This window comes from Arthrobacter sp. ISL-95 (assembly GCF_018613695.1).
Lineage (GTDB): Bacteria > Actinomycetota > Actinomycetes > Actinomycetales > Micrococcaceae > Arthrobacter.
Genome location: NZ_JAGGPR010000011.1, coordinates 95,419 through 113,733 on the forward strand (window position 1 = coordinate 95,419; position 18,315 = coordinate 113,733).

20 protein-coding genes are annotated in these 18,315 nt (G+C 61.0%); 11 read left to right on the forward strand and 9 right to left on the reverse strand.

Annotated elements, in window-relative coordinates; all coding sequences use genetic code 11:
* Positions 1 to 10 precede the first annotated feature (10 nt).
* On the forward strand, positions 11 to 1,402 hold the full coding sequence (locus J7I86_RS15650) for a class I adenylate-forming enzyme family protein (protein ID WP_214821262.1): 1,392 nt from the start codon (positions 11 to 13) through the stop codon (positions 1,400 to 1,402).
* Positions 1,374 to 2,615 (forward strand): thiolase family protein, encoded by a 1,242-nt coding sequence (locus J7I86_RS15655; protein WP_214821264.1) that lies wholly within the window; start codon positions 1,374 to 1,376, stop codon positions 2,613 to 2,615. The genes J7I86_RS15650 and J7I86_RS15655 overlap by 29 nt, the downstream gene beginning before the upstream one ends.
* 12 nt (positions 2,616 to 2,627) lie before the next feature.
* On the opposite strand, the gene J7I86_RS15660 is transcribed toward J7I86_RS15655, so the two are convergent.
* From J7I86_RS15660 to J7I86_RS15670, 3 genes are read right to left on the reverse strand one after another with little or no spacing between them, the layout of a single operon-like run.
* A complete protein-coding gene (locus J7I86_RS15660) occupies positions 2,628 to 3,254 on the reverse strand; it encodes an energy-coupling factor transporter transmembrane protein EcfT (protein WP_214821266.1) in 627 nt (208 codons plus the stop codon).
* Positions 3,251 to 3,988, reverse strand: coding sequence for an energy-coupling factor ABC transporter ATP-binding protein (locus J7I86_RS15665; protein ID WP_214821268.1), 738 nt, complete (start codon positions 3,986 to 3,988; stop codon positions 3,251 to 3,253). The genes J7I86_RS15660 and J7I86_RS15665 overlap by 4 nt, the downstream gene beginning before the upstream one ends.
* Positions 3,989 to 4,006: 18 nt before the next feature.
* Positions 4,007 to 4,636 (reverse strand): biotin transporter BioY, encoded by a 630-nt coding sequence (locus J7I86_RS15670; protein WP_214821270.1) that lies wholly within the window; start codon positions 4,634 to 4,636, stop codon positions 4,007 to 4,009.
* A 276-nt stretch (positions 4,637 to 4,912) separates the two neighbouring features.
* Here J7I86_RS15670 and J7I86_RS15675 point away from each other — a divergent pair, with 276 nt between their 5' ends.
* Positions 4,913 to 6,511, forward strand: coding sequence for an ABC-F family ATP-binding cassette domain-containing protein (locus J7I86_RS15675; RefSeq protein ID WP_024816682.1), 1,599 nt, complete (start codon positions 4,913 to 4,915; stop codon positions 6,509 to 6,511).
* Between the two features lie 229 nt (positions 6,512 to 6,740).
* Here J7I86_RS15675 and J7I86_RS15680 read toward each other — a convergent pair whose 3' ends face one another.
* The 4 genes from J7I86_RS15680 to J7I86_RS15695 are packed head-to-tail and all read right to left on the reverse strand — an operon-like array spanning position 6,741 to position 8,846.
* Entirely contained in the window at positions 6,741 to 7,226 is a 486-nt protein-coding gene (locus J7I86_RS15680; protein WP_214821272.1) for a YbaK/EbsC family protein, read from the reverse strand.
* Entirely contained in the window at positions 7,210 to 8,076 is an 867-nt protein-coding gene (locus tag J7I86_RS15685; RefSeq protein WP_214821274.1) for an SURF1 family protein, read from the reverse strand. Before J7I86_RS15685 ends, J7I86_RS15680 begins: the two co-directional genes overlap by 17 nt.
* Positions 8,077 to 8,352, reverse strand: a complete 276-nt coding sequence (locus J7I86_RS15690; RefSeq protein ID WP_214821276.1) for a hypothetical protein — start codon at positions 8,350 to 8,352, stop codon at positions 8,077 to 8,079.
* Complete coding sequence (locus J7I86_RS15695) at positions 8,349 to 8,846, reverse strand: DUF3099 domain-containing protein (RefSeq protein ID WP_214821277.1); 498 nt, start codon at positions 8,844 to 8,846, stop codon at positions 8,349 to 8,351. Before J7I86_RS15695 ends, J7I86_RS15690 begins: the two co-directional genes overlap by 4 nt.
* A gap of 154 nt (positions 8,847 to 9,000) precedes the next feature.
* Here J7I86_RS15695 and J7I86_RS15700 point away from each other — a divergent pair, with 154 nt between their 5' ends.
* The 3 genes from J7I86_RS15700 to J7I86_RS15710 all read left to right on the forward strand — a co-directional run bounded on the left by J7I86_RS15700 (position 9,001) and on the right by J7I86_RS15710 (position 12,422).
* A complete protein-coding gene (locus J7I86_RS15700) occupies positions 9,001 to 9,726 on the forward strand; it encodes a beta-ketoacyl-ACP reductase (RefSeq protein WP_214821279.1) in 726 nt (241 codons plus the stop codon).
* A gap of 116 nt (positions 9,727 to 9,842) precedes the next feature.
* Entirely contained in the window at positions 9,843 to 10,595 is a 753-nt protein-coding gene (locus J7I86_RS15705) for an SDR family oxidoreductase (RefSeq protein ID WP_214821281.1), read from the forward strand.
* A 330-nt stretch (positions 10,596 to 10,925) separates the two neighbouring features.
* Positions 10,926 to 12,422, forward strand: coding sequence for a sugar ABC transporter ATP-binding protein (locus tag J7I86_RS15710; protein ID WP_286179853.1), 1,497 nt, complete (start codon positions 10,926 to 10,928; stop codon positions 12,420 to 12,422).
* Positions 12,423 to 12,494: 72 nt separating this feature from the next.
* Here J7I86_RS15710 and J7I86_RS15715 read toward each other — a convergent pair whose 3' ends face one another.
* Together J7I86_RS15715 and serB are read right to left on the reverse strand one after the other, a co-directional pair.
* Positions 12,495 to 12,959 carry a hypothetical protein gene (locus J7I86_RS15715; protein ID WP_286179854.1) on the reverse strand — a complete coding sequence of 155 codons (465 nt, stop codon included), beginning with the start codon at positions 12,957 to 12,959 and terminating at the stop codon, positions 12,495 to 12,497.
* Between the two features lie 344 nt (positions 12,960 to 13,303).
* On the reverse strand, positions 13,304 to 14,191 hold the full coding sequence (gene serB / locus J7I86_RS15720) for a phosphoserine phosphatase SerB (protein WP_214821285.1): 888 nt from the start codon (positions 14,189 to 14,191) through the stop codon (positions 13,304 to 13,306).
* A 110-nt stretch (positions 14,192 to 14,301) separates the two neighbouring features.
* Here serB and J7I86_RS15725 point away from each other — a divergent pair, with 110 nt between their 5' ends.
* The 5 genes from J7I86_RS15725 (at position 14,302) to J7I86_RS15745 (ending at position 18,292) form a co-directional block, all read left to right on the forward strand.
* Entirely contained in the window at positions 14,302 to 15,087 is a 786-nt protein-coding gene (locus J7I86_RS15725) for an ABC transporter ATP-binding protein (protein WP_214821287.1), read from the forward strand.
* 18 nt (positions 15,088 to 15,105) lie between these two features.
* Positions 15,106 to 15,891 (forward strand): sulfite exporter TauE/SafE family protein, encoded by a 786-nt coding sequence (locus J7I86_RS15730; protein ID WP_214821289.1) that lies wholly within the window; start codon positions 15,106 to 15,108, stop codon positions 15,889 to 15,891.
* Between the two features lie 7 nt (positions 15,892 to 15,898).
* Positions 15,899 to 16,708, forward strand: coding sequence for an RNA methyltransferase (locus J7I86_RS15735; protein WP_214821291.1), 810 nt, complete (start codon positions 15,899 to 15,901; stop codon positions 16,706 to 16,708).
* A gap of 140 nt (positions 16,709 to 16,848) precedes the next feature.
* A complete protein-coding gene (locus J7I86_RS15740) occupies positions 16,849 to 17,106 on the forward strand; it encodes a type B 50S ribosomal protein L31 (RefSeq protein ID WP_017200906.1) in 258 nt (85 codons plus the stop codon).
* 85 nt (positions 17,107 to 17,191) lie between these two features.
* Positions 17,192 to 18,292, forward strand: coding sequence for a biotin/lipoate A/B protein ligase family protein (locus J7I86_RS15745; protein WP_214821293.1), 1,101 nt, complete (start codon positions 17,192 to 17,194; stop codon positions 18,290 to 18,292).
* Positions 18,293 to 18,315 lie beyond the last annotated feature (23 nt).

The window sequence follows — 18,315 nt, forward strand, 5'->3', positions numbered from 1 at the left end:
AATCGTTTGGATGCCTTTCCTGGATAAACTTCAGCTCTGGGCCGAGGAGCGCCCCCACGACACCGCCGTCGTTGTGGGCAGCGGCCGGCTCACCTGGGCGGGACTCCGCGATGCCGCAGCCGGCCTTGTCGGGGACCACCCTGCCACCGCTATTTTGGCGGAGCCCAACTCTGTCCGCTTCGTGGAACGCTATGCGGCCGCTGTGGCGGGGGAGCGGCGGTGCGCCGTTCTGGACCCGGAATGGCCTGTCCCAATGATCAATGAAGTATCCTCACGAGTCCTCGAAACCAGCACGCCGATTGGGGCCGAACTGGTGGACGGGGACCCGTCGAGCACTTTCCTGATCGGCCTCACGTCCGGGACCACTTCGGTCCCCAAAGCGTTCACCAGGTCCCGCCGATCCTGGCAGGTGTCGTTCGACGCGTCCATAGAGTTCTTTGGCCTCTCACAGGACGATCGGACCCTTGCACCCGGCCCCTTGTCGGCCAGCCTGAACCTGTACGCCCTCTCAGAGTGCCTGTACGCGGGTGCAGCCTTTCACACCCTTGAATCCTTCGATGTCGGCGACGCCCACGCTGCCATCAGCCACGACGGCATTACCCGTCTGGTCCTGGCTCCCACGGCGCTTAGGTTGCTCAGCGAGCGGGGACTAGCCGGAGACGTTGATGCTTCCGGCCTCCGCAGTATCATCTGCGCCGGTTCCAAGTTGGACGCCCGGACCTTGGAGGCAGCTCGGCGGTGGGCGCCCCGTGCGGCCATCTTCGAGTACTACGGAGCCTCGGAGTTGAGCTTTGTTTCAGGTACCCGGTTGGCTGCCGGGGAACCGTTGGATGCAGGTGGCACCGGCATCGGCTCGCCCTTCCCGGGGGTTGAGCTGGCTATCCTCGATGACATCGGCAGACCCCTCCCTGAGGGGGAACACGGGAACATCAGTGTTCGCAGTGGAATGATCAGCAACGGTTACCTGTGGGGCGATGACGGGCAGGCCCTGCGCTGCCTGGATGGCTGGTACACGGTGGGGGACCAGGGCTTTCTGGAGAACGGCACCCTTCACATCCTTGGCCGGCGCTCGGACATGATCATCACCTCCGGAAAAAACGTCTACCCGCACGAGGTTGAGCTTGCTGTCGCTTCCGTGCCGGGCGTAGATGTTGCCGTCGCCGCCGGAGCGCCGGATGACATCCGCGGCCAAAAGGTGATCGCCGGCGTCGTTCCTGCCTGTGGTGCTGTTACTGCCACCCAGCTGCGAACGGGTCTGGATGGCCTGCTGGCCCGGGATAAATGGCCGATTCAGTACTACTTGTTATCCGAGCTCCCCATGACGGACCGCGGAAAAGTCAGCAGAAAAGTTCTCCTGGACTGGATCAAGAACCATGACCCCCGGGCCCAAGTCCTTGGCTAGCGGCAAGCCCCTCCGAAACGAGGACGGCGCAGCCAGAGGAATCGACGAGTCACGGCAGCCCGTGATCATTGCTGCGCTGCGGTCTCCGATTTGTCGTGCCAACGGGCAACTGAAATTTCTCCGCGCCCCGGACCTCCTGGCACCCGTGCTGGCTTCCCTGGTGGAAACAGCAGGGGTGGACCCTTCAGGCGTGGATGACGTGATCGTGGGCAACGCTGTGGGCGGCGGCGGGAATGTGGCCAGGTTCGCCTCGCTTCGGGCTGGTTTGCCCATCACTGTTCCCGGCCTCACGGTTGACCGCCAGTGCGGTTCAGGCCTTGACGCCATTGCACTGGCGTCCCGGCTGGTGGCAGCCGGCGGTGATCCGCTGTTTTTGGCCGGCGGCGTTGAAAGTATCAGTAGGGCGCCGGCCCGGGCCAACAGAAACGACGACGGCGAACTCGACTTCTACTCCAGGGCCAACTTTGTGCCCCAACAGTTCGGGGACCCTGACATGGGCGTTGCGGCGGAAAACGTAGCCCACGAATTCGGCGTTACACGTCAGAGGCAGGACGAGTACGCGCTCCGGAGCCATCATCGAGCCGTTGAAGCAGCCAGGACCGGCGTTTTTGCGGATGAAATTGTTCCGCTCAAAGGCAACGAAAAACTGGTGGATTCAGACGATGGCCCCAAGGCTTCACTCCGCGCCCCGCTCATGGCGAGGTTCCCTGCAGCGTTCGTGGCCGGCGGTTCGGTCACGGCAGCGAACTCGTGCTTCGATGCAGACGCAGCGTCCGCCGTCGTCATGACGTCTTTGAAACGTGCCCGCGCCATGGGCGCGACGGACGGGATGTTGGTGCTGGGCTGCCACACCGCCGGCGTTGATCCGGAACTCCTCGGTATCGGAGCCGCCCACGCCGCCCAACGGCTCCTTGACCAGCATGCTGTGGCCGCAGGAGAGATTGACCTGGTGGAGTTCAACGAGGCGTTCGCCTCCCAAACCATCGCATGCCTGGAATATCTGGGCATTGACCCACGGAGAGCCAACCTTGATGGCGGAGCGCTTGCCTTGGGTCATGGCTATGGAGCCTCCGGCGCAGTGCTGGTGACCCGGATAATGGCCCAGGCACGCCGCAGCTATTCACTGCGCGGCGAGAGCCCACTGGCGCTGGCAATGATCAGTAGTGCAGGGGGCATGGGAACCGCAGCTCTCCTGCAGTACGCACGGTTCTAGTCCCTGCCCGATTTAGTCCCTCTCCGGTTCACCCAGCCCGCGGGCTGCCAAAGCGTCACCGGTTTGGCGGGCATACGCCACAGTCGTGATGAAGACGGGAAGTACCAATGCGCGGGGATTGCGTTCAAGCCCCCGTGCCCGTGCTGAGTCCCGCACGTCAGAGAAGGCGCCGGCTATAAAGGGTATACTCCTGAGCATTACGGCGATAGTCAATGCGAAACGTTCAGGGTCGGCACCGAAACGCCGGAACGGTTTAGCCAGTGCCACCACGCCGTCCAGCAGTTCCTGCACAGGAGTGGTTGCGGTCAGGACTGAAGCTGCCACCACACAGACGAGCACGTTCAGCACGATCCGCGCCGCAGTGGGCCCACCGAGCTGCCACCATTGAAAGAGCCCAATGGCCAGGAGGATGGGCGCCACCAACCAGATGGCCCGCAGGAGTCGGCGGAAGCCGGCGCCAGTGAGCATGAACAACCCGCACATGACGGCGAATATCACCAGCGACACAGCCCAGTCCACAATGAGGAAGGACGCCGCTCCGCAGGCCGCAACCACCAGGAACTTCAGCCACAGGGGAGTGCGGTGGATGATCGAACTTCCACGAATGTAGTTCGCAATCAGGAAACCATGGCCCCTCACCTGGACACATCACCCAAGCGGGTACCGGGCAGGGGAGCCTCGCATAGCTCGCGGTATCGGGCAACGCCCTCGGCGGCACCGCCATCGAAGACGATGCGCCCGGACTCCACCACCAGCACCCGGTCCATGTCCAGCGCCAGGTCGAGGTCATGCGTGGACATCATGACTTGTTGGTCCAGGCCGGCCACCGTCCGCCGCAGGAGTTCGCGGTTCCGGAGGTCCAAAAGGGTGGACGGTTCGTCCAGGACCAGCACGGCGGGATCGACGGCAAGGACTGCGGCCAGTGCCAACAACTGCCTTTCACCACCGGAAAGTTCGTAAATGCTCTGATCGGCCAAGTGCAGCAGGCCGAATCGATCCAGGACTGCTTCCGCCCGGGCCGCCCGCTCCTTGGAGTTCTTGATGGAACGGCGGAGGGACAGCTCAACGTCTTCGCGCCCCGTGGGCATCACCAACTGGGACAGGGGATCGGTGAAGACGAAACCCACATTGCCCCGGACACGGCGGACGTCCGCAACTGTGTTGTGGCCGCGGACCACCACAGCGCCTTCGCTCGGTTCTATCAGGCCATTGACGAGGCGCAGCAGCGTGGACTTCCCGGAACCGTTGGCTCCGATGACACCAATCCGACGCTCAGTCAGGTCCAGGGAGAAATCGTGCAGCAGGGTTTTGGGGGTGTCGCTGCTGTCGACTGCGACACGCACCGAAACCCTGCTGAAACTGATGGAATTCATGGAGTGATTGTTCCCGCTTTACTTGACCCGACGTACCAAGACATCCGGGAAGGCTTTGTGGATTGCCATGGCGATGATCACGGCCAGGACGTTCTTAATGATATCGCCGGGGACAAAGGGAAGATCGGCGAGGAATGCCTTGGTGAAGTCCAACTTGGCATTGACCATCATGCCCAGCACACCCAAAGCGTGGATGACCACGATGCTGCTCACCATGGTCGCGGCGAAGAGCCACAGTGCACGGAACTTCACAGTCCTGCGGATGACCACCGCTGCAAGGTAGCCGGTTGCGGCTGCCGCCAGCGGGAACGCGATGATGTAACCGGCGGAGGGCGTGGCAAGGATACCCAATCCGCTGCGTCCACCGCTGAAGATCGGCAGCCCGGCGAACCCCAGCAATACATAGAGTCCGACGGCGGCGAAACCGCGCCCGGCGCCCAGCACCAATCCGCTGAGCATCACCGTCAGGGTCACCAATGTGATGGGAACACCAAGTGCGCCTACAGGTATGCCAGGGACGATCGCGGAGGCCGCTACGAGGGCTGCGAATACTGCAATGAGGCCAAGGTCGGTGGCGCTCCAGCGTTTTCGGGAGGATGCGGTGCGCTGAGGCGTATCAGCGGAAGTGGAAGAGTTGGTCTGGCTCATGACGGTCCTATCGGGTGTAATGCGATGCGATGAAAAGTTCTTGTTTCCCCTGTTCTCGAGAGTACGTAGGGAACGATGGCGGAATTTTGGAGTCTTTCCACAACACTGGTCGGGAATTCTTTGGTCGTCAGCACAGTTTTCGACTTAATCACCCGATGTCAGGCCTCGGCCTGCGTACCGGTAGACTTGAACAGGCTGTTCTCACGGCCACCCCCGCCGCACTTATCGGACCCACCGGTCCCCGCGAGCGTTCCCCATTGAAAGGCATCACCCGAATTGATTACCGTCCAGGACCTCGAACTCCGCGCCGGCGCACGCCTGCTCATGGACCAGGTCAACTTCAGGGTGGACAAAGGGGACAAAATTGGACTCGTCGGACGTAACGGTGCCGGCAAGACCACCCTCACCCGCGTCCTTGCAGGCGAAGGGCTTCCCGCTGGCGGCAAAGTGACCCGCAGCGGTGAGATCGGCTATCTGCCGCAGGATCCCCGGACGCCGGACATGGAACAGCTCGCCCGGGACCGCATCCTTTCCGCTCGTGGCCTGGATGTAGTTGTAGGCAAGCTCAAGAAGGCACACGAGGACATGGCCAGCGATGACGCCGCCGTCCAGCGAAAAGCCATGAACCGCTATGACCGTCTGGAGGCAGAATTCCTCTCGGGTGGCGGCTACGCAGCGGAAGCTGAAGCCGCTGCAATCTCCTCCAACCTTGCGCTGCCGGATCGTCTCCTCAACCAGCCGCTAAAAACCCTTTCGGGTGGCCAGCGCCGCCGTGTGGAGCTGGCGCGCATCCTTTACTCCGATGCCGAGACCCTGCTCCTGGACGAACCCACCAACCACCTCGATGCCGACTCCATCACGTGGTTGCGCGACTTCCTCAAGAACCACCAGGGTGGCCTGATCGTGATCAGCCACGACACGGACTTGCTCGAAGCCACGGTGAACAAGGTGTTCTTATTGGATGCCAACCGAGCCCAGATCGACCACTACAACATGGACTGGAAGCGCTACTTGCTCCAGCGCGAAACGGATGAGCGCGCCAGGAAGCGCGAACGCGCCAATGCCGAAAAGAAGGCTCAGGTCCTGATTGACCAGGCCAACAAGATGCGTGCCAAAGCTACCAAGGCCGTGGCTGCCCAGAACATGGCCAAGCGTGCTGAGCGGCTCCTAAGCGGTTTGGAGGCCGTACGCGAAAACGACCGCGTGGCCGCGCTGCGCTTCCCGGATCCATCACCTTGCGGCAAGACTCCGCTGACTGCGGAGGGGCTGAGCAAGTCCTACGGTTCGTTGGAAATTTTCACGGACGTGGACCTGGCAATCGATCGCGGATCCAAGGTGGTCATCCTCGGCCTGAACGGTGCCGGCAAGACCACCCTTCTGCGCATGCTCGCCGGTGTGGATAAGCCGGATACAGGCGACATCATCCCCGGGCACGGCCTCAAGGTAGGCTACTACGCCCAGGAGCATGAGACGCTCGACGTCGACCGCACGGTCCTGGAAAATATGCGGTCCTCGGCTCCGGACATGAAAGACGCCGAAGTCCGCGGCATCCTGGGCTCGTTCCTGTTCTCCGGCGACGACGTCGACAAGCCCGCTGGCGTCCTTTCCGGCGGCGAAAAGACCCGCCTGGCCCTGGCCACCATTGTGGCGTCCAGCGCCAACGTGCTGCTCCTCGACGAGCCCACCAACAACCTGGACCCTGCCAGCCGCGCCGAAATCCTGGGTGCGCTCAAGAACTACAGCGGCGCCGTCGTTATGGTCAGCCACGACGAAGGTGCAGTGTCAGCGCTGAATCCGGAGCGCGTTGTCTTGCTTCCGGATGGTGTGGAGGACCACTGGAACGAAGACTACCTGGACCTGATCACGCTGGCTTAAGCCCTGGGGCTGGCCGCCAGTGGCGCGTGTGGTTGCGTTCCGCTGCGCGTGCGGTTGCGTTCCGCGGCGTGTGTTGCGTTCCGCGGCGTGTGTTGCGTTCCGCGGCGTGTGTTGCGTTCCGCTGCGCGGCGCGCTTGATCTGCCGCGTGCTCGCTCGTTCCTCGCTTAGACGCACGCTACGCAGATCAACCGCGTCGCTTCGCTCGCGGGCAAGTGGCCTCCGCGCCGCCTAGCGGACCTGCAAAGGTTCGGCTTCGGTGATGCGCGCTAGTTCCTCATAGCTGATGGAGAACATCGAGTTGTGGTCTCCGGCTCCGGCCCAGAGTAGTGGGTGGTCTTGGAGGGAGGTGTCCAGGATGGTTCGCAATTTCTTTGGGTGGCCCACTGGCGCTACTCCGCCTACTTCCTGGCCGGTGTGTTCCAGCACGAATTCGGGCTTGGCGCGGCGGATCTTTCCTCCGCCCAGCTGCTCTGCCACCAGTCCCGTATCTACTTTCGCCGCTCCACTGGCAAGGATGAGCAGCGGCTCGCCGTCGAGCTCGAAGACCAGGCTGTTGGTGATTGCCGCGACATCGCATCCCAGCACGGCAGCAGCGGCCGCTGCCGTCGGTACCTTGTCCTCGAAAATGCGGACTGTGTCCTCGGCGCCGGCGGCAGTCAAAGCGGACCGGACATTGAGCACCGGCTCGTGAACCGGATCAGTAACCTTGTGCATCCAGGATGGCGTCTTCCTCTTCTTCGGACGTGGGCCGCTTGTTTTTACGGGAAGCAGGCGCGCGCCTGGGAGGAGTACCTCCCGCTGCAAGAATTTGTTCGTCCTCTTCCTCTTCGGCATCGATGGCCGCGTTCCGGGCCTGTTGCCGCGCGGCGTAGCCGAAACCGATGAACATCAAGACGCCAAACGCGAACCATTGCAAGGAGTAGGAAAGGTGTGTTCCTTCTTCAGTGGCAGGTTTGGGGAAGGGCGTGGGCATCGGCTGTACGGAAGGGTTTTCACTGGCCAACTGCCCGTAGGCGCCTGTGGCGATTGGATAGGGGAGTTCTCCTGCGAAGCTTCCGAGGTCAATGGAGGCCAGTTGACCGTCCACCGCGCCGCGGTCCAGCTTGGGTTCGGCGGGCTTGAGACGTGCCACCACTGTGACTTCGCCACTGGGAGGAGCAGGGATAACGTCAGGACGGCCTGGGGTGTTGTTGCCGATTGGTAGCCATCCGCGGTCGATCACTACGGCTTCGCCTGTGGTCAGCCTGAAAGGAACCACGACGTCGTAACCTGGCTGGCCGTTCAGTGGCCGGTTGCGCACAACCCGCTGCCCGTCGAGGTCGTAGCTGCCGTGCAGCTCAACCTGCGTCCATTCCCGTTCGGGGTCCAGGGTGTTGAACTGATTCTTGATCTCCGCATAGGGGATGGGGGTGGCCGAGTAGTTACTCACCACGCGATTGATCTCCGCCAGTGTCTCAGCCCTGCGATCCATCTGCCAACGCCCAAGGAACACACAGGCTGTGGCGAAAATAACGGCCAGCACGAAGTACCCCAGCCACTTGCTGGAGAACAGAAAACGGTACATTCAGCCGGCCTCATTCGCTGTTGTTTCACTGGCGATGAACGGCAGCGTTTCTTTCCAGAGGCCACGTGTCTGCAGGTAATCCTCCAGCCAATTCCGGTGCTCACCGCACGAAAGCCACACCTTACGGCGATCCGGCGTGTGGATGCGGGGATTGTTCCACAGGAGCTGCCACTCTGCGCCGGTACGGCAACCTTTGCGGGAGCATGTGGCCGGTCCGGTATGGCGTTCTGACTCCCCGCCGGCCGCACTTGGGCCGCCGAGGTTGAAGATATTCATGAAGCCGCCCGTTCGTCGCCGGAATGTCCGGCATCGCTTGCATGGCCCGTTGCGGGGCCTTCTGACTTGTCCTGTGGATCGTCATCCACCAGTTCCCCTTGGAGTACCGTTGGCGCGTCCACAGGAGGTTCTTCAGGCTCGGGAGAACGTTCCAACTCGGGGACGGCCACGTAGTCCAACAAGGACTCACTGTGGTCCTCGGCTTTGTCATTGCCATTGGCTATGACCACCGCAATCCAAGGCAGGAAAACAGCGCCTGCGATGGCAATGATTTTGAACCAGCCATCAACCACAAAAATCAGGATGATGCAGACCATGCGGATGCCCATCGCTACCGCGTACTTGATCATGCGATCGCGCATATCTTCGGAGTGCGCGGCAGCAGCATCTGTGATGCTGTGGACTTCGGGGTCACTGGAAAAAGCGTCCGGTTCCCCGGGCACTTGCTGCAGGGGGCTGTCTTCTCGTGTCACAACTGAATCATCACGCTCCAAAGGCCTTCCACAATTCTCTCACCAAGGACGTACCCACCCAAACCGCGCTCATGACCGGTTACCCACGGGTTGCAGTGGGCTACAGATAGGATCAACACAGGAAAATCCCTCTCTCATAGCGGCATGGCAATGCCGCGGAACCTGGAGCCAAAGCATGTCTGAAGCAGTATCCACCGGGCGCAGCGTCCTTATCACCGGCGGCAACCGGGGCATCGGCCTCGCCATTGCCGAATCGTTCCTCGCCAACGGCGACAAGGTTGCTGTCACCTACCGAAGTGAATCAGAACTGCCTGAGGGCATCCTGGGGGTTAAGGCCGACGTCACGGACGAGGTATCCATCGACGCTGCGTTCAAGATCGTCGAGGAAGCGCACGGACCGGTGGAGGTGCTTGTGGCCAACGCAGGCATCACCAAGGACACGCTGCTGTTGCGGATGAGCGAGGACGACTTCACGTCAGTCCTGGACACCAACCTCACCGGCGCCTTCCGTGTCATCAAGCGGGCCTCCAAGGGCATGATTCGGTTGCGCAAAGGCCGCGTCGTCCTCATTTCGTCGGTCTCCGGCCTGTATGGCGCTCCCGGACAGATCAACTACTCCGCTTCCAAGGCCGGCATGGTGGGCATCGCACGCTCCCTGACGCGCGAACTTGGCAGCCGCGGCATCACGGCCAATGTTGTTGCACCCGGCTTCATCAACACGGACATGACTGCTGAATTGCCTGAAGACACGCAGAAGTCCTACCTGGCCAATGTTCCTGCCGGACGCTTCGCCGAAGCCTCCGAGGTAGCAAACGTGGTGCGCTGGGTTGCCAGCGACGAAGCCGCGTACATTTCCGGCGCAGTGATTCCTGTGGATGGCGGCTTGGGGATGGGCCACTAGGCAACTAGCCTGCGCAGCAGTTTTTGTTCGAGGGCGACAACGGATTTCCTACGTGCCGCTGGCATGATGGAACCCAAGCCCACGGAATTTGGATGAAGTGAACAAAAGGAGCACGAATGGGAATGCTGGATAACAAGACCGCGATCGTCACGGGGTCCTCACGCGGAATCGGCGCCGAAGTTGCCAAGATCCTCGCCGGTGAAGGTGCGGCCGTCGTAGTCAACTACCGCCAGAAGGCGCCTCGCGCCAACAAGGTAGTGGCCGGAATCCAGGCAGCGGGCGGGCGCGCAGCGGCGGTGGGCGCAGACCTCACTACCGATGAAGGTGTTCACGCCCTGGCCAGCACCGCGATGGAGGAGTTCGGCTCCCTCGATATCCTGGTACTTAATGCCTCCGGCGGTATGGAATCCGGCATGGAGGAAGGGTACGCACTCAAGCTGAACCGCGATGCCCAGGTCAACATGCTCAATGCAGCAGTTCCCCTCATGCCCGAGGGTTCGCGCGTGGTCTTTGTCACCAGCCACCAGGCGCACTTTGTGGAGACCGTGCCCACCATGCCTGAGTACGAGCCTGTAGCGAAGAGCAAGCGCGCCGGTGAGGACGCCCTGCGAGCCCTCCTGCCAAACCTTGCTGACAAGGGCATCTCCTTGGTGGTTGTGTCCGGCGACATGATCGAGGGCACCGTGACGGCCACTTTGCTTGATCGCTCCAACCCGGGAGCCATCGAAGCGCGCCGCGCCGAGGCCGGCAAGCTGTACTCCGTTGAAGAATTCGCAGCCGAGGTTGCCAAGATGGTGACTGCCGATGTCGAATCAGGACACACCGAATACGTGGGTGGCGCCGACTACTTCGACAAGTCGTCCGAGTAACCTACGCACAGCACTTCAGCAGCGGCCCGGGACACCGTCCCGGGCCGCTGCTGCTTTAACGGGGTTTGGCATTGGATAATGACGATTTCATGAATTATTCAGTTTTTTGCGTCACGAAATGCACTTTGTTGTTTCAGTTGTTTCGCTTTGCATTAAGGCATTCCATCTGGTTGACTCCTAAAAGCGCCCTCGTCCCCGGTTTTATGCAGGCCTCGCAAGCCAAGGTGGGAAGTCCATGCCACGGCAGGCATTTCAGATAGCAGACGGAAGTTTCACGGCGAACCCACAGGGGCGATTATTGTCCCTTTGCATTAGGAGCTTTCTTTGGACATGTTGTTGCGTGCGGATGATATTCATGCGTCATACGATCATCGGCGAATCCTTAAAGGCGTTGCGCTGTCCATAGGACGCGGCGAGATACTGGGTCTGATTGGAACCAACGGTGCAGGCAAGACCACCCTGATGGGCGTTCTGTCCGGTTTGCATCAACACGAAGCCGGGCTGATGACGCTCGCGGGAGAAAAGTACTCACCGGAAACCATTGAAGAAGCGCAAGCCTGCGGCGTTGGCCTCATCCCGCAGAACTTCCGGATCGACCCCCGGCTCACCATTGCACGCGCCATTTTTCGCGGCACCTTCCAAGCAGATAAGCCCCATGAGGAACTCCGCGACCAAGCAAGCAAGCTGATCCGGGACATCGGCCTCCGCTTGGATCCCGACGCCGAGGTCGGATCGCTCATCCGCGCTGAGCAGGCTCTGGTGGAAGTATTGAGGATGGTTGCCGAAGAAGCCCAGCTGGTGATCATGGACGAGGTTGCCGCCTCACTTCCGGACCATGACGTCGCCGTACTCCATCAGGTGTTGCGAATGCTGGTCAGGCAAGGAAGGGCCATCATTTACATCACGCATCGCTTGGATGAGGTCCGTTCCATTGCGCACCGCATTGCTGTGCTCCGGGAAGGACGGGTGCACAAAACCCTGGAGGCCAGCCACACCGACGTGGACGAACTGGCCTTCCTGCTGCTTCAACATGAACTCGAAGGCGGCACAAGACCCAGTGACCCCGTTGAGGGTCATGAGCTCCTAAGGGCTGCGAGCCTGAGCGTGGAAGACAGAGTTCGGGACGTCACCTTTCATGTGGCCAAGGGCGAAATATTTGGGCTGGTTGGAACGCATCGATCAGGCGTCTACGAGCTGGTCCAAGCGCTTGCCGGCGCCCGGCCCAGCACCTCGGGGCACATCCTCCTCCACGGTCAAGAGGTGCAGATTCGAACGCCCCAGGATGCTCTGCGTTTGAAAATCGGCTACTTGTCCGACGCTGTCGATGACGGCAGTGCGACGGGGACCATTGTGGAGGGCCTCAAATCCAGCGGTGAAGGGGGAGAACCGAGTCTGCGGGATGAGATTGCACAGCTTCGCGGAGTTGCGGAGGTGGTTCGACGCATGCATATCAGCACCACCAACATCCATGGAAACATCAGTACACTCTCGGGCGGCGATCGCCAGAAAGTACAGCTCGCCAAGTGGATGACCACAGACTGCGAGCTATTGATCCTCAGCCATCCGAGCCGCGGCATTGATATCGGCGCCAAGGAAGCCGTCTACCAGATGCTCAACGAGCTCAGCCAGACAGGCGTGGGCATTATTCTGCTGTCCTCTGACTTGTCCGAACTGATCAGCTGGTGCCACAGGGTGGGAGTGATGCGTGATGGCGAACTCGTCACCATCGAGGCCAATGCCAACACCAACGAGGACGTCCTGGTACACCATATGTTGGGCGTGAAGTTCGAATCCAGCAGCAGCGATGCCAAGCGCGTGCGGACTTGATGCGTTAGGGTCCTGATGCAAAAGGGGGCGGTGGCGCATAGTGCGCCACCGCCCCCTTGCATTCCCGGGAGATCAGACGGTGATGTCCTTGGCCAGGTTCTTGAGCTTGTGCCGGGCCAGGGCCAGGTTTGCAAAGGTGCGGTCAAGCACAAGGTAGACGAAGAGCCCCTTGGAGCCGCTCGAGTTCAGTACATTGATGAGGTGGTACTGGGTGCCCAGGGTGATCAGGATGTCTTCGATGTCGCTGTCGAGGCTCAAATCGGCCATGGTGCGCAGCTTGGCGGTCACCACGTTGGAGTTCCCTGCAGCAGCAACGCCGAGGTCGAAGCCGGGGCTTCCACCTTGAGCCAGGGCCATGCCGCTGGAGTAGTCCACCACGGCAGCACCAGTGGATCCTTCGATGGCAAGCAGTTGCTTTATGGCTTCGTCCAGTGTGCTCATATCGGGTTGTTCCTGTTCTGTTATGTATTCGGCAGTGTCTGCGAAGTTGGGAATTCTGGTTGTGTCATCGTCGTAGTGATCCAGGTGGATTTCCATGGGCGCTCCGAACGGTTCACGTCCTGCCCCCGCAATTCGTCATACCGGCCTCCGCTTTCTCTGCGGAGTTGATGATCAGAGTCTTCACTTTACACAAAAAATTAACTCAGCAAGGAGAAATGCTATTGCTCTTGCGGTAAAGGATTTTTGAAGCGGTAAAACAGTGACAATTCTATAAATATTGCTGTTTCTGCGTCACGAAATCACTCAAGCGGTTTCCATAAGATCTCCGTGCTGCGAATGGATGTGCCGCGGCCTCCGGATACGCCAAAGCACCGGCGGGGAACCGCGCCGGTGCTTTGTGAGAGGACAATAAAGCGGCGTCAGGAAGCTCCGCCCCAACGTCAGACGTTTGCTATGTGCCGCACGGCGTCCAGGTACGGCATGGTGATTACGGCGTCGGCTACTGCACGAACCGCAGGTTTGGCGTTGAAGGCGACTCCAATGCCGGCTGCACTGAGCATGTCCAGGTCATTCGCACCGTCGCCCACCGCAATGGTGTGCTCAAGGTCGATGCCCTCAGCCGCCGCCCACTGGCGCAAGTACTTTTCTTTGGCGGCCCGATCGATGACCGCGCCCAGCACCTTGCCCGTCAACGCGCCGTCGACGATTTCAAGCTCGTTGGCAATCCAGTAGTCCAAGCCGAGTTCATCAGCGATAGGACCCAGGATTTGGTTGAATCCTCCGGATACCACGGCCACCACGTGGCCCGCCTTCTTGAAGGCCGCAACCAGCTCTGCGGCACCTGGGCTGAGACGCACTTCCTGGCGAACAGAATCGACGACGGCGGCAGGCAAGCCGGCGAGCACGGCAACGCGGGCATGCAGGCTCTGGGCAAAGTCCAACTCACCGCGCATCGCGGCTTCTGTGACGGCAGCGACTTCGTCGCGTTTGCCTGCGTACGCTGCCAACAGTTCGATGACCTCTTGCTGGATCAGGGTGGAATCAACATCCATGATCAAAAGCTTCCGGGAGGCCTCCCGAAGGGCAACAGGGACAACAGCAGTGTCCACCCCTTCTTCTGCGGCCTCTGCCATCAGCCGCCTCATGGTCACGAGGTCCGCGTCCCCGCTCACCGAGAACCCGGCAGTGTGCACACAGAAGCGCTCATTTCCGCCGTGTGATTCCGATGACACCGAGGCGCCGGCGCCAGCCAGTACATTGAGCACATTCTCCAGTGATGCAGGGGACAAATTCACGCCGTAGCTGACTGCAGCCAAGTTCGAAGTCATGGCCTCAATCCTACTGAGAGTGCTGCGGGCGCCCGAATTCGTTTCGGCTGATAAACCAGGAGAAACCCCGGTTATCAGTCATGTGCCTTTTTGTCCTAGTGTCTACTGCTATGAGTGATGTTCTGGAATTGGCTTCCGTCAGCGTTGTCCGAGGCAAGAAGACCCTGCTGGACAAGGTCGATTGGGAAGTCAACGAAGGCGAACGTTGGGTCATCCTGGGACCGAACGGCGCCGGCAAGACCACCCTCCTCCAGATAGCTGCCGCCCGCCTGCACCCCAGCAGCGGCAGGGCCGGAATCCTCGATGAGACGCTGGGACGCGTTGACGTCTTTGAACTCCGCCCCCGCATCGGCCTCTCGTCGGCGGCACTGGCCACCCAGATTCCGGAGCACGAAAACGTCCTGAACGTGGTAGTCACCGCAGCCTATGGCGTTACCGGGCGCTGGCGCGAGGGTTACGAGCGCGACGACGAACGCCGTGCCTTCGCCCTGCTCAACGACTGGGGGATGGGCCCCTTGTTGAACCGCACCTTTGCCACACTGTCCGAAGGGGAGCGCAAACGCGTGCAGATTGCCCGTGCGCTGATGACAGACCCCGAGCTGCTGCTGCTCGACGAGCCTGCAGCGGGCCTGGACCTGGGCGGACGCGAAGAATTGGTTCACAAGCTGGGCGAACTCGCCAAGGACGAAGCAGCTCCTGCCATGGTCCTTGTCACCCATCACCTTGAGGAAGTGCCGCCTGGATTCACCCACGCAATGCTGCTCCGTGAAGGCGGAGTGGTGGCTGCCGGCCTCATCAAAGAAGTCCTCACCGACGAGCACCTCAGCAACACCTTCGGACTCGCCCTGGACGTTTCGGAAAACGGCGGCCGCTACACCGCCACCGCCCGCCGCTAGACCGGCCGATCGTTAACAGTGGAGATCCTTAGCAGCATCCTGGTCTTTTTCGCGGGCTTGTGGGCCGGCACCATCAACGCGGTGGTCGGTTCCGGCACGCTGGTGACCTTCCCAGTGCTCATCGCCCTGGGCGTTTCCCCCGTGGTCGCTTCCATGAGCAACGCGATGGGCCTTGTGGCCGGGACGGCAGCGGGAGCCTGGGGTTACCGCCGCGAACTGGCGGGTCGTGGCAGTCAACTGCTCAAGCTGCTGCCCGCTTCCTTACTGGGAGGCATTACCGGCGCTTGGCTGCTGCTGCACCTTCCGGAGAAGGTTTTCCACTATGTGGCCCCCGTCCTGCTGGTCCTGGCCCTCCTCATGGTCCTGTTCCAACCCAAGCTGCAGGCCTGGGTGCGAAGCAGGGAAGAGAACCCGGAGCACGCCATCCGGGATCGCAGCCACGGAATCCTCCTGGTGGTTCTGGTGTACTTGGCCGGTGTCTATGGCGGCTACTTCGTTGCTGCGCAGGGCATTCTCCTGGTGGGCATCCTTGGCGTGTTCCTCACCGGAACCATGCAAAATGCCAACGCCATGAAGAACATCCTGGTGCTGGGCGTCAACATGGTGGCGGCTATCTCCTACCTCCTCTTTGCCTTTGACCGCATCAACTGGCTCGTGGTCCTGCTCATCGCCGTGAGCTCAACCATTGGCGGGCTCATCGGTTCCAAAGTGGGCAGGAAGTTGTCACCCCGGGTTCTCAGGGCAGTCATCTTCACTCTCGGCATTGTGGCCCTGGGCTTCATGATCGCCAACCTGCTGAAATAATCAGCCGGTGACATTCCACTATCTTGAGTCCGCCAACGATCCCCGCGTGACGGACTACACCACGCTCACCGATGTACACCTGAGAAAATTGCGCGAGCCCCGGGAAGGCATGTACATCGCCGAATCTTCCAAGGTCCTCCGCAGGGCTCTGGCCGCAGGCCATCAGCCACGATCCTTTTTCCTGGCGGAGAAGTGGCTGGAGGACCTGGACGACGTCTTCAAGGCCCATCCTGACATTCCGGTCTTCATTGGCAAGGCCTCATTACTCGAAGAAATCACCGGGTTCCATCTGCACCGCGGTGCCATGGCTGCCATGCACCGGCCAGCTCCTGTTCCGTTGGCGGACCTCTTGGCGGACGCCCGGAGAATTGCCGTTCTGGAGGACATCGTGGACCACACAAATGTGGGGGCAATCTTCCGCTCTGCCGCCGCTCTCGGGGTGGATGCGGTCCTTGTTTCGCCGCGGTGCGGGGACCCCCTGTACAGGCGCAGCGTCCGTGTCAGCATGGGCACCGTTTTCCAGGTTCCGTGGGCCCGACTCGAAAGCTGGCCGGACGATGTCAGCCGGCTGAAGGAACAGGGCTTCACTGTGGTGGCCATGGAGTTGACCGACGACGCCGTAGACCTGGACGATCTTGCAGCCCGAAAGATCCCTCAGCTGGCTCTGGTCCTTGGAACTGAAGGGGCCGGCATGAGCGAAGAGACGTTGGCCGCCGTCGACCTCGCCGTCAAGATTCCCATGCGTGCAGGCGTCGATTCGCTCAACGTCGCGGCCGCCTCGGCAGTGGCGTTCTGGGAACTCCGTCCGCGCGACTGAGCGCGGTCGTAGGCGATGGCCGTTTCCGCTATGATTGGTTGTTGGCCCGCCCGCTGGAATGTTCGCATTGCAGCAAAGGTCCACCTCCATTCATACCTGGCAGCTGGCAAAATCCAGTTGCGCGAACAAAAGGTCCCATTATGAAGTCTGATATCCACCCGAAGTACGAAGCTGTTGTTTTCAACGACCTGGCTTCCGGTACGCAGTTCCTGACCAAGTCCACCGTGTCTTCTTCGAAGACCATCGAGTGGGAAGACGGAAACACCTACCCGGTTATCGACGTCGAAATCTCTTCGGAGTCCCACCCGTTCTACACGGGCAAGCAGCGCATCATGGACTCCGCTGGCCGCGTCGAGCGCTTCAACGCTCGCTTCAAGGGCTTCGGCGGCAAGAAGTAACCACTTCACCCCAAGGCTTTTCATGGCCCGCATTGCTGGATTTCCAGCAATGCGGGCCCTTGCGTTTTCCGGCAAGATGGACACCATGACTTCCCAGCCAACTCACGTTCCACACACCCACGACGACTCCTCGCGCCTTCATGGCGAATACAAGGTCCCGGGCGGCAAACTCGTAGTTGTGGACCTGGACGTTGTGGACGGACGATTTTCCCGGGTTTCGTTGAGCGGCGATTTCTTCCTGGAGCCTGATGAAGCCCTTGAGGACATCAACCGGGCGTTGACAGGCCTGCCGGAGAACTCAGCCGCAGCAGACATCGCCGCGGCCGTCACTGCCGGCCTGCCACGAGACGCCGCACTCTTCGGCTTCTCGGCCGGGGCGGTGGCTGTAGCAGTCCGACGCGCGCTTTCCAAGGCCACCGGATGGGCGGACCACCAATGGGAGATCATCCCGCCCACGGTGTTGCCCACCCAAGTCAACGTTGCTTTGGATGAAGTACTCACAGCGGAGGTGGGAGCCGGCCAGCGCAATCCCACATTGCGTTTCTGGGACTGGGAAGAACCATCCGTGGTGATCGGAAGCTTCCAGTCAGTGCGGAACGAGGTGGATCCGGACGGCGTCTCGCGGCAGGGTATTTCCGTGGTGCGTCGCATCAGTGGTGGCGGTGCCATGTTTATGGAGGCCGGCAATTGCATCACCTATTCCCTTTACCTGCCGCAGACTCTGGTGGACGGTATCAGCTTCGCTGACTCTTACGCGTTCCTGGATGCCTGGGTCATGGCCGCCCTGGAGAAGCTGGGCATCACCGCGTTCTACGTGCCCCTGAATGATATCGCCACCGATCAAGGCAAGATCGGAGGGGCAGCACAGAAACGGCTCGCCAACGGTGGCATGCTCCATCACGTCACCATGAGCTACGACATCGACGCCGACAAGATGGTGGATGTCCTGCGCATCGGCAAGGAAAAGCTCTCGGACAAGGGAACCCGGAGCGCCAAAAAGCGCGTGGACCCCTTGCGTCGCCAGACAGGTCTTGCACGCTCTGAAATCATCGACGTCATGAAAGATGTCTTCGTGGAACGCTATGGCGCCATGGAATCGCGGCTCACCGAAGGTGAACTCGAAGCGGCCAGGAAGCGTGTGGATGAAAAGTTCGGCACTGAGGAATGGTTGAACCGGGTTCCCTAGGGCTTTCCCGGTCCACCTTCCCT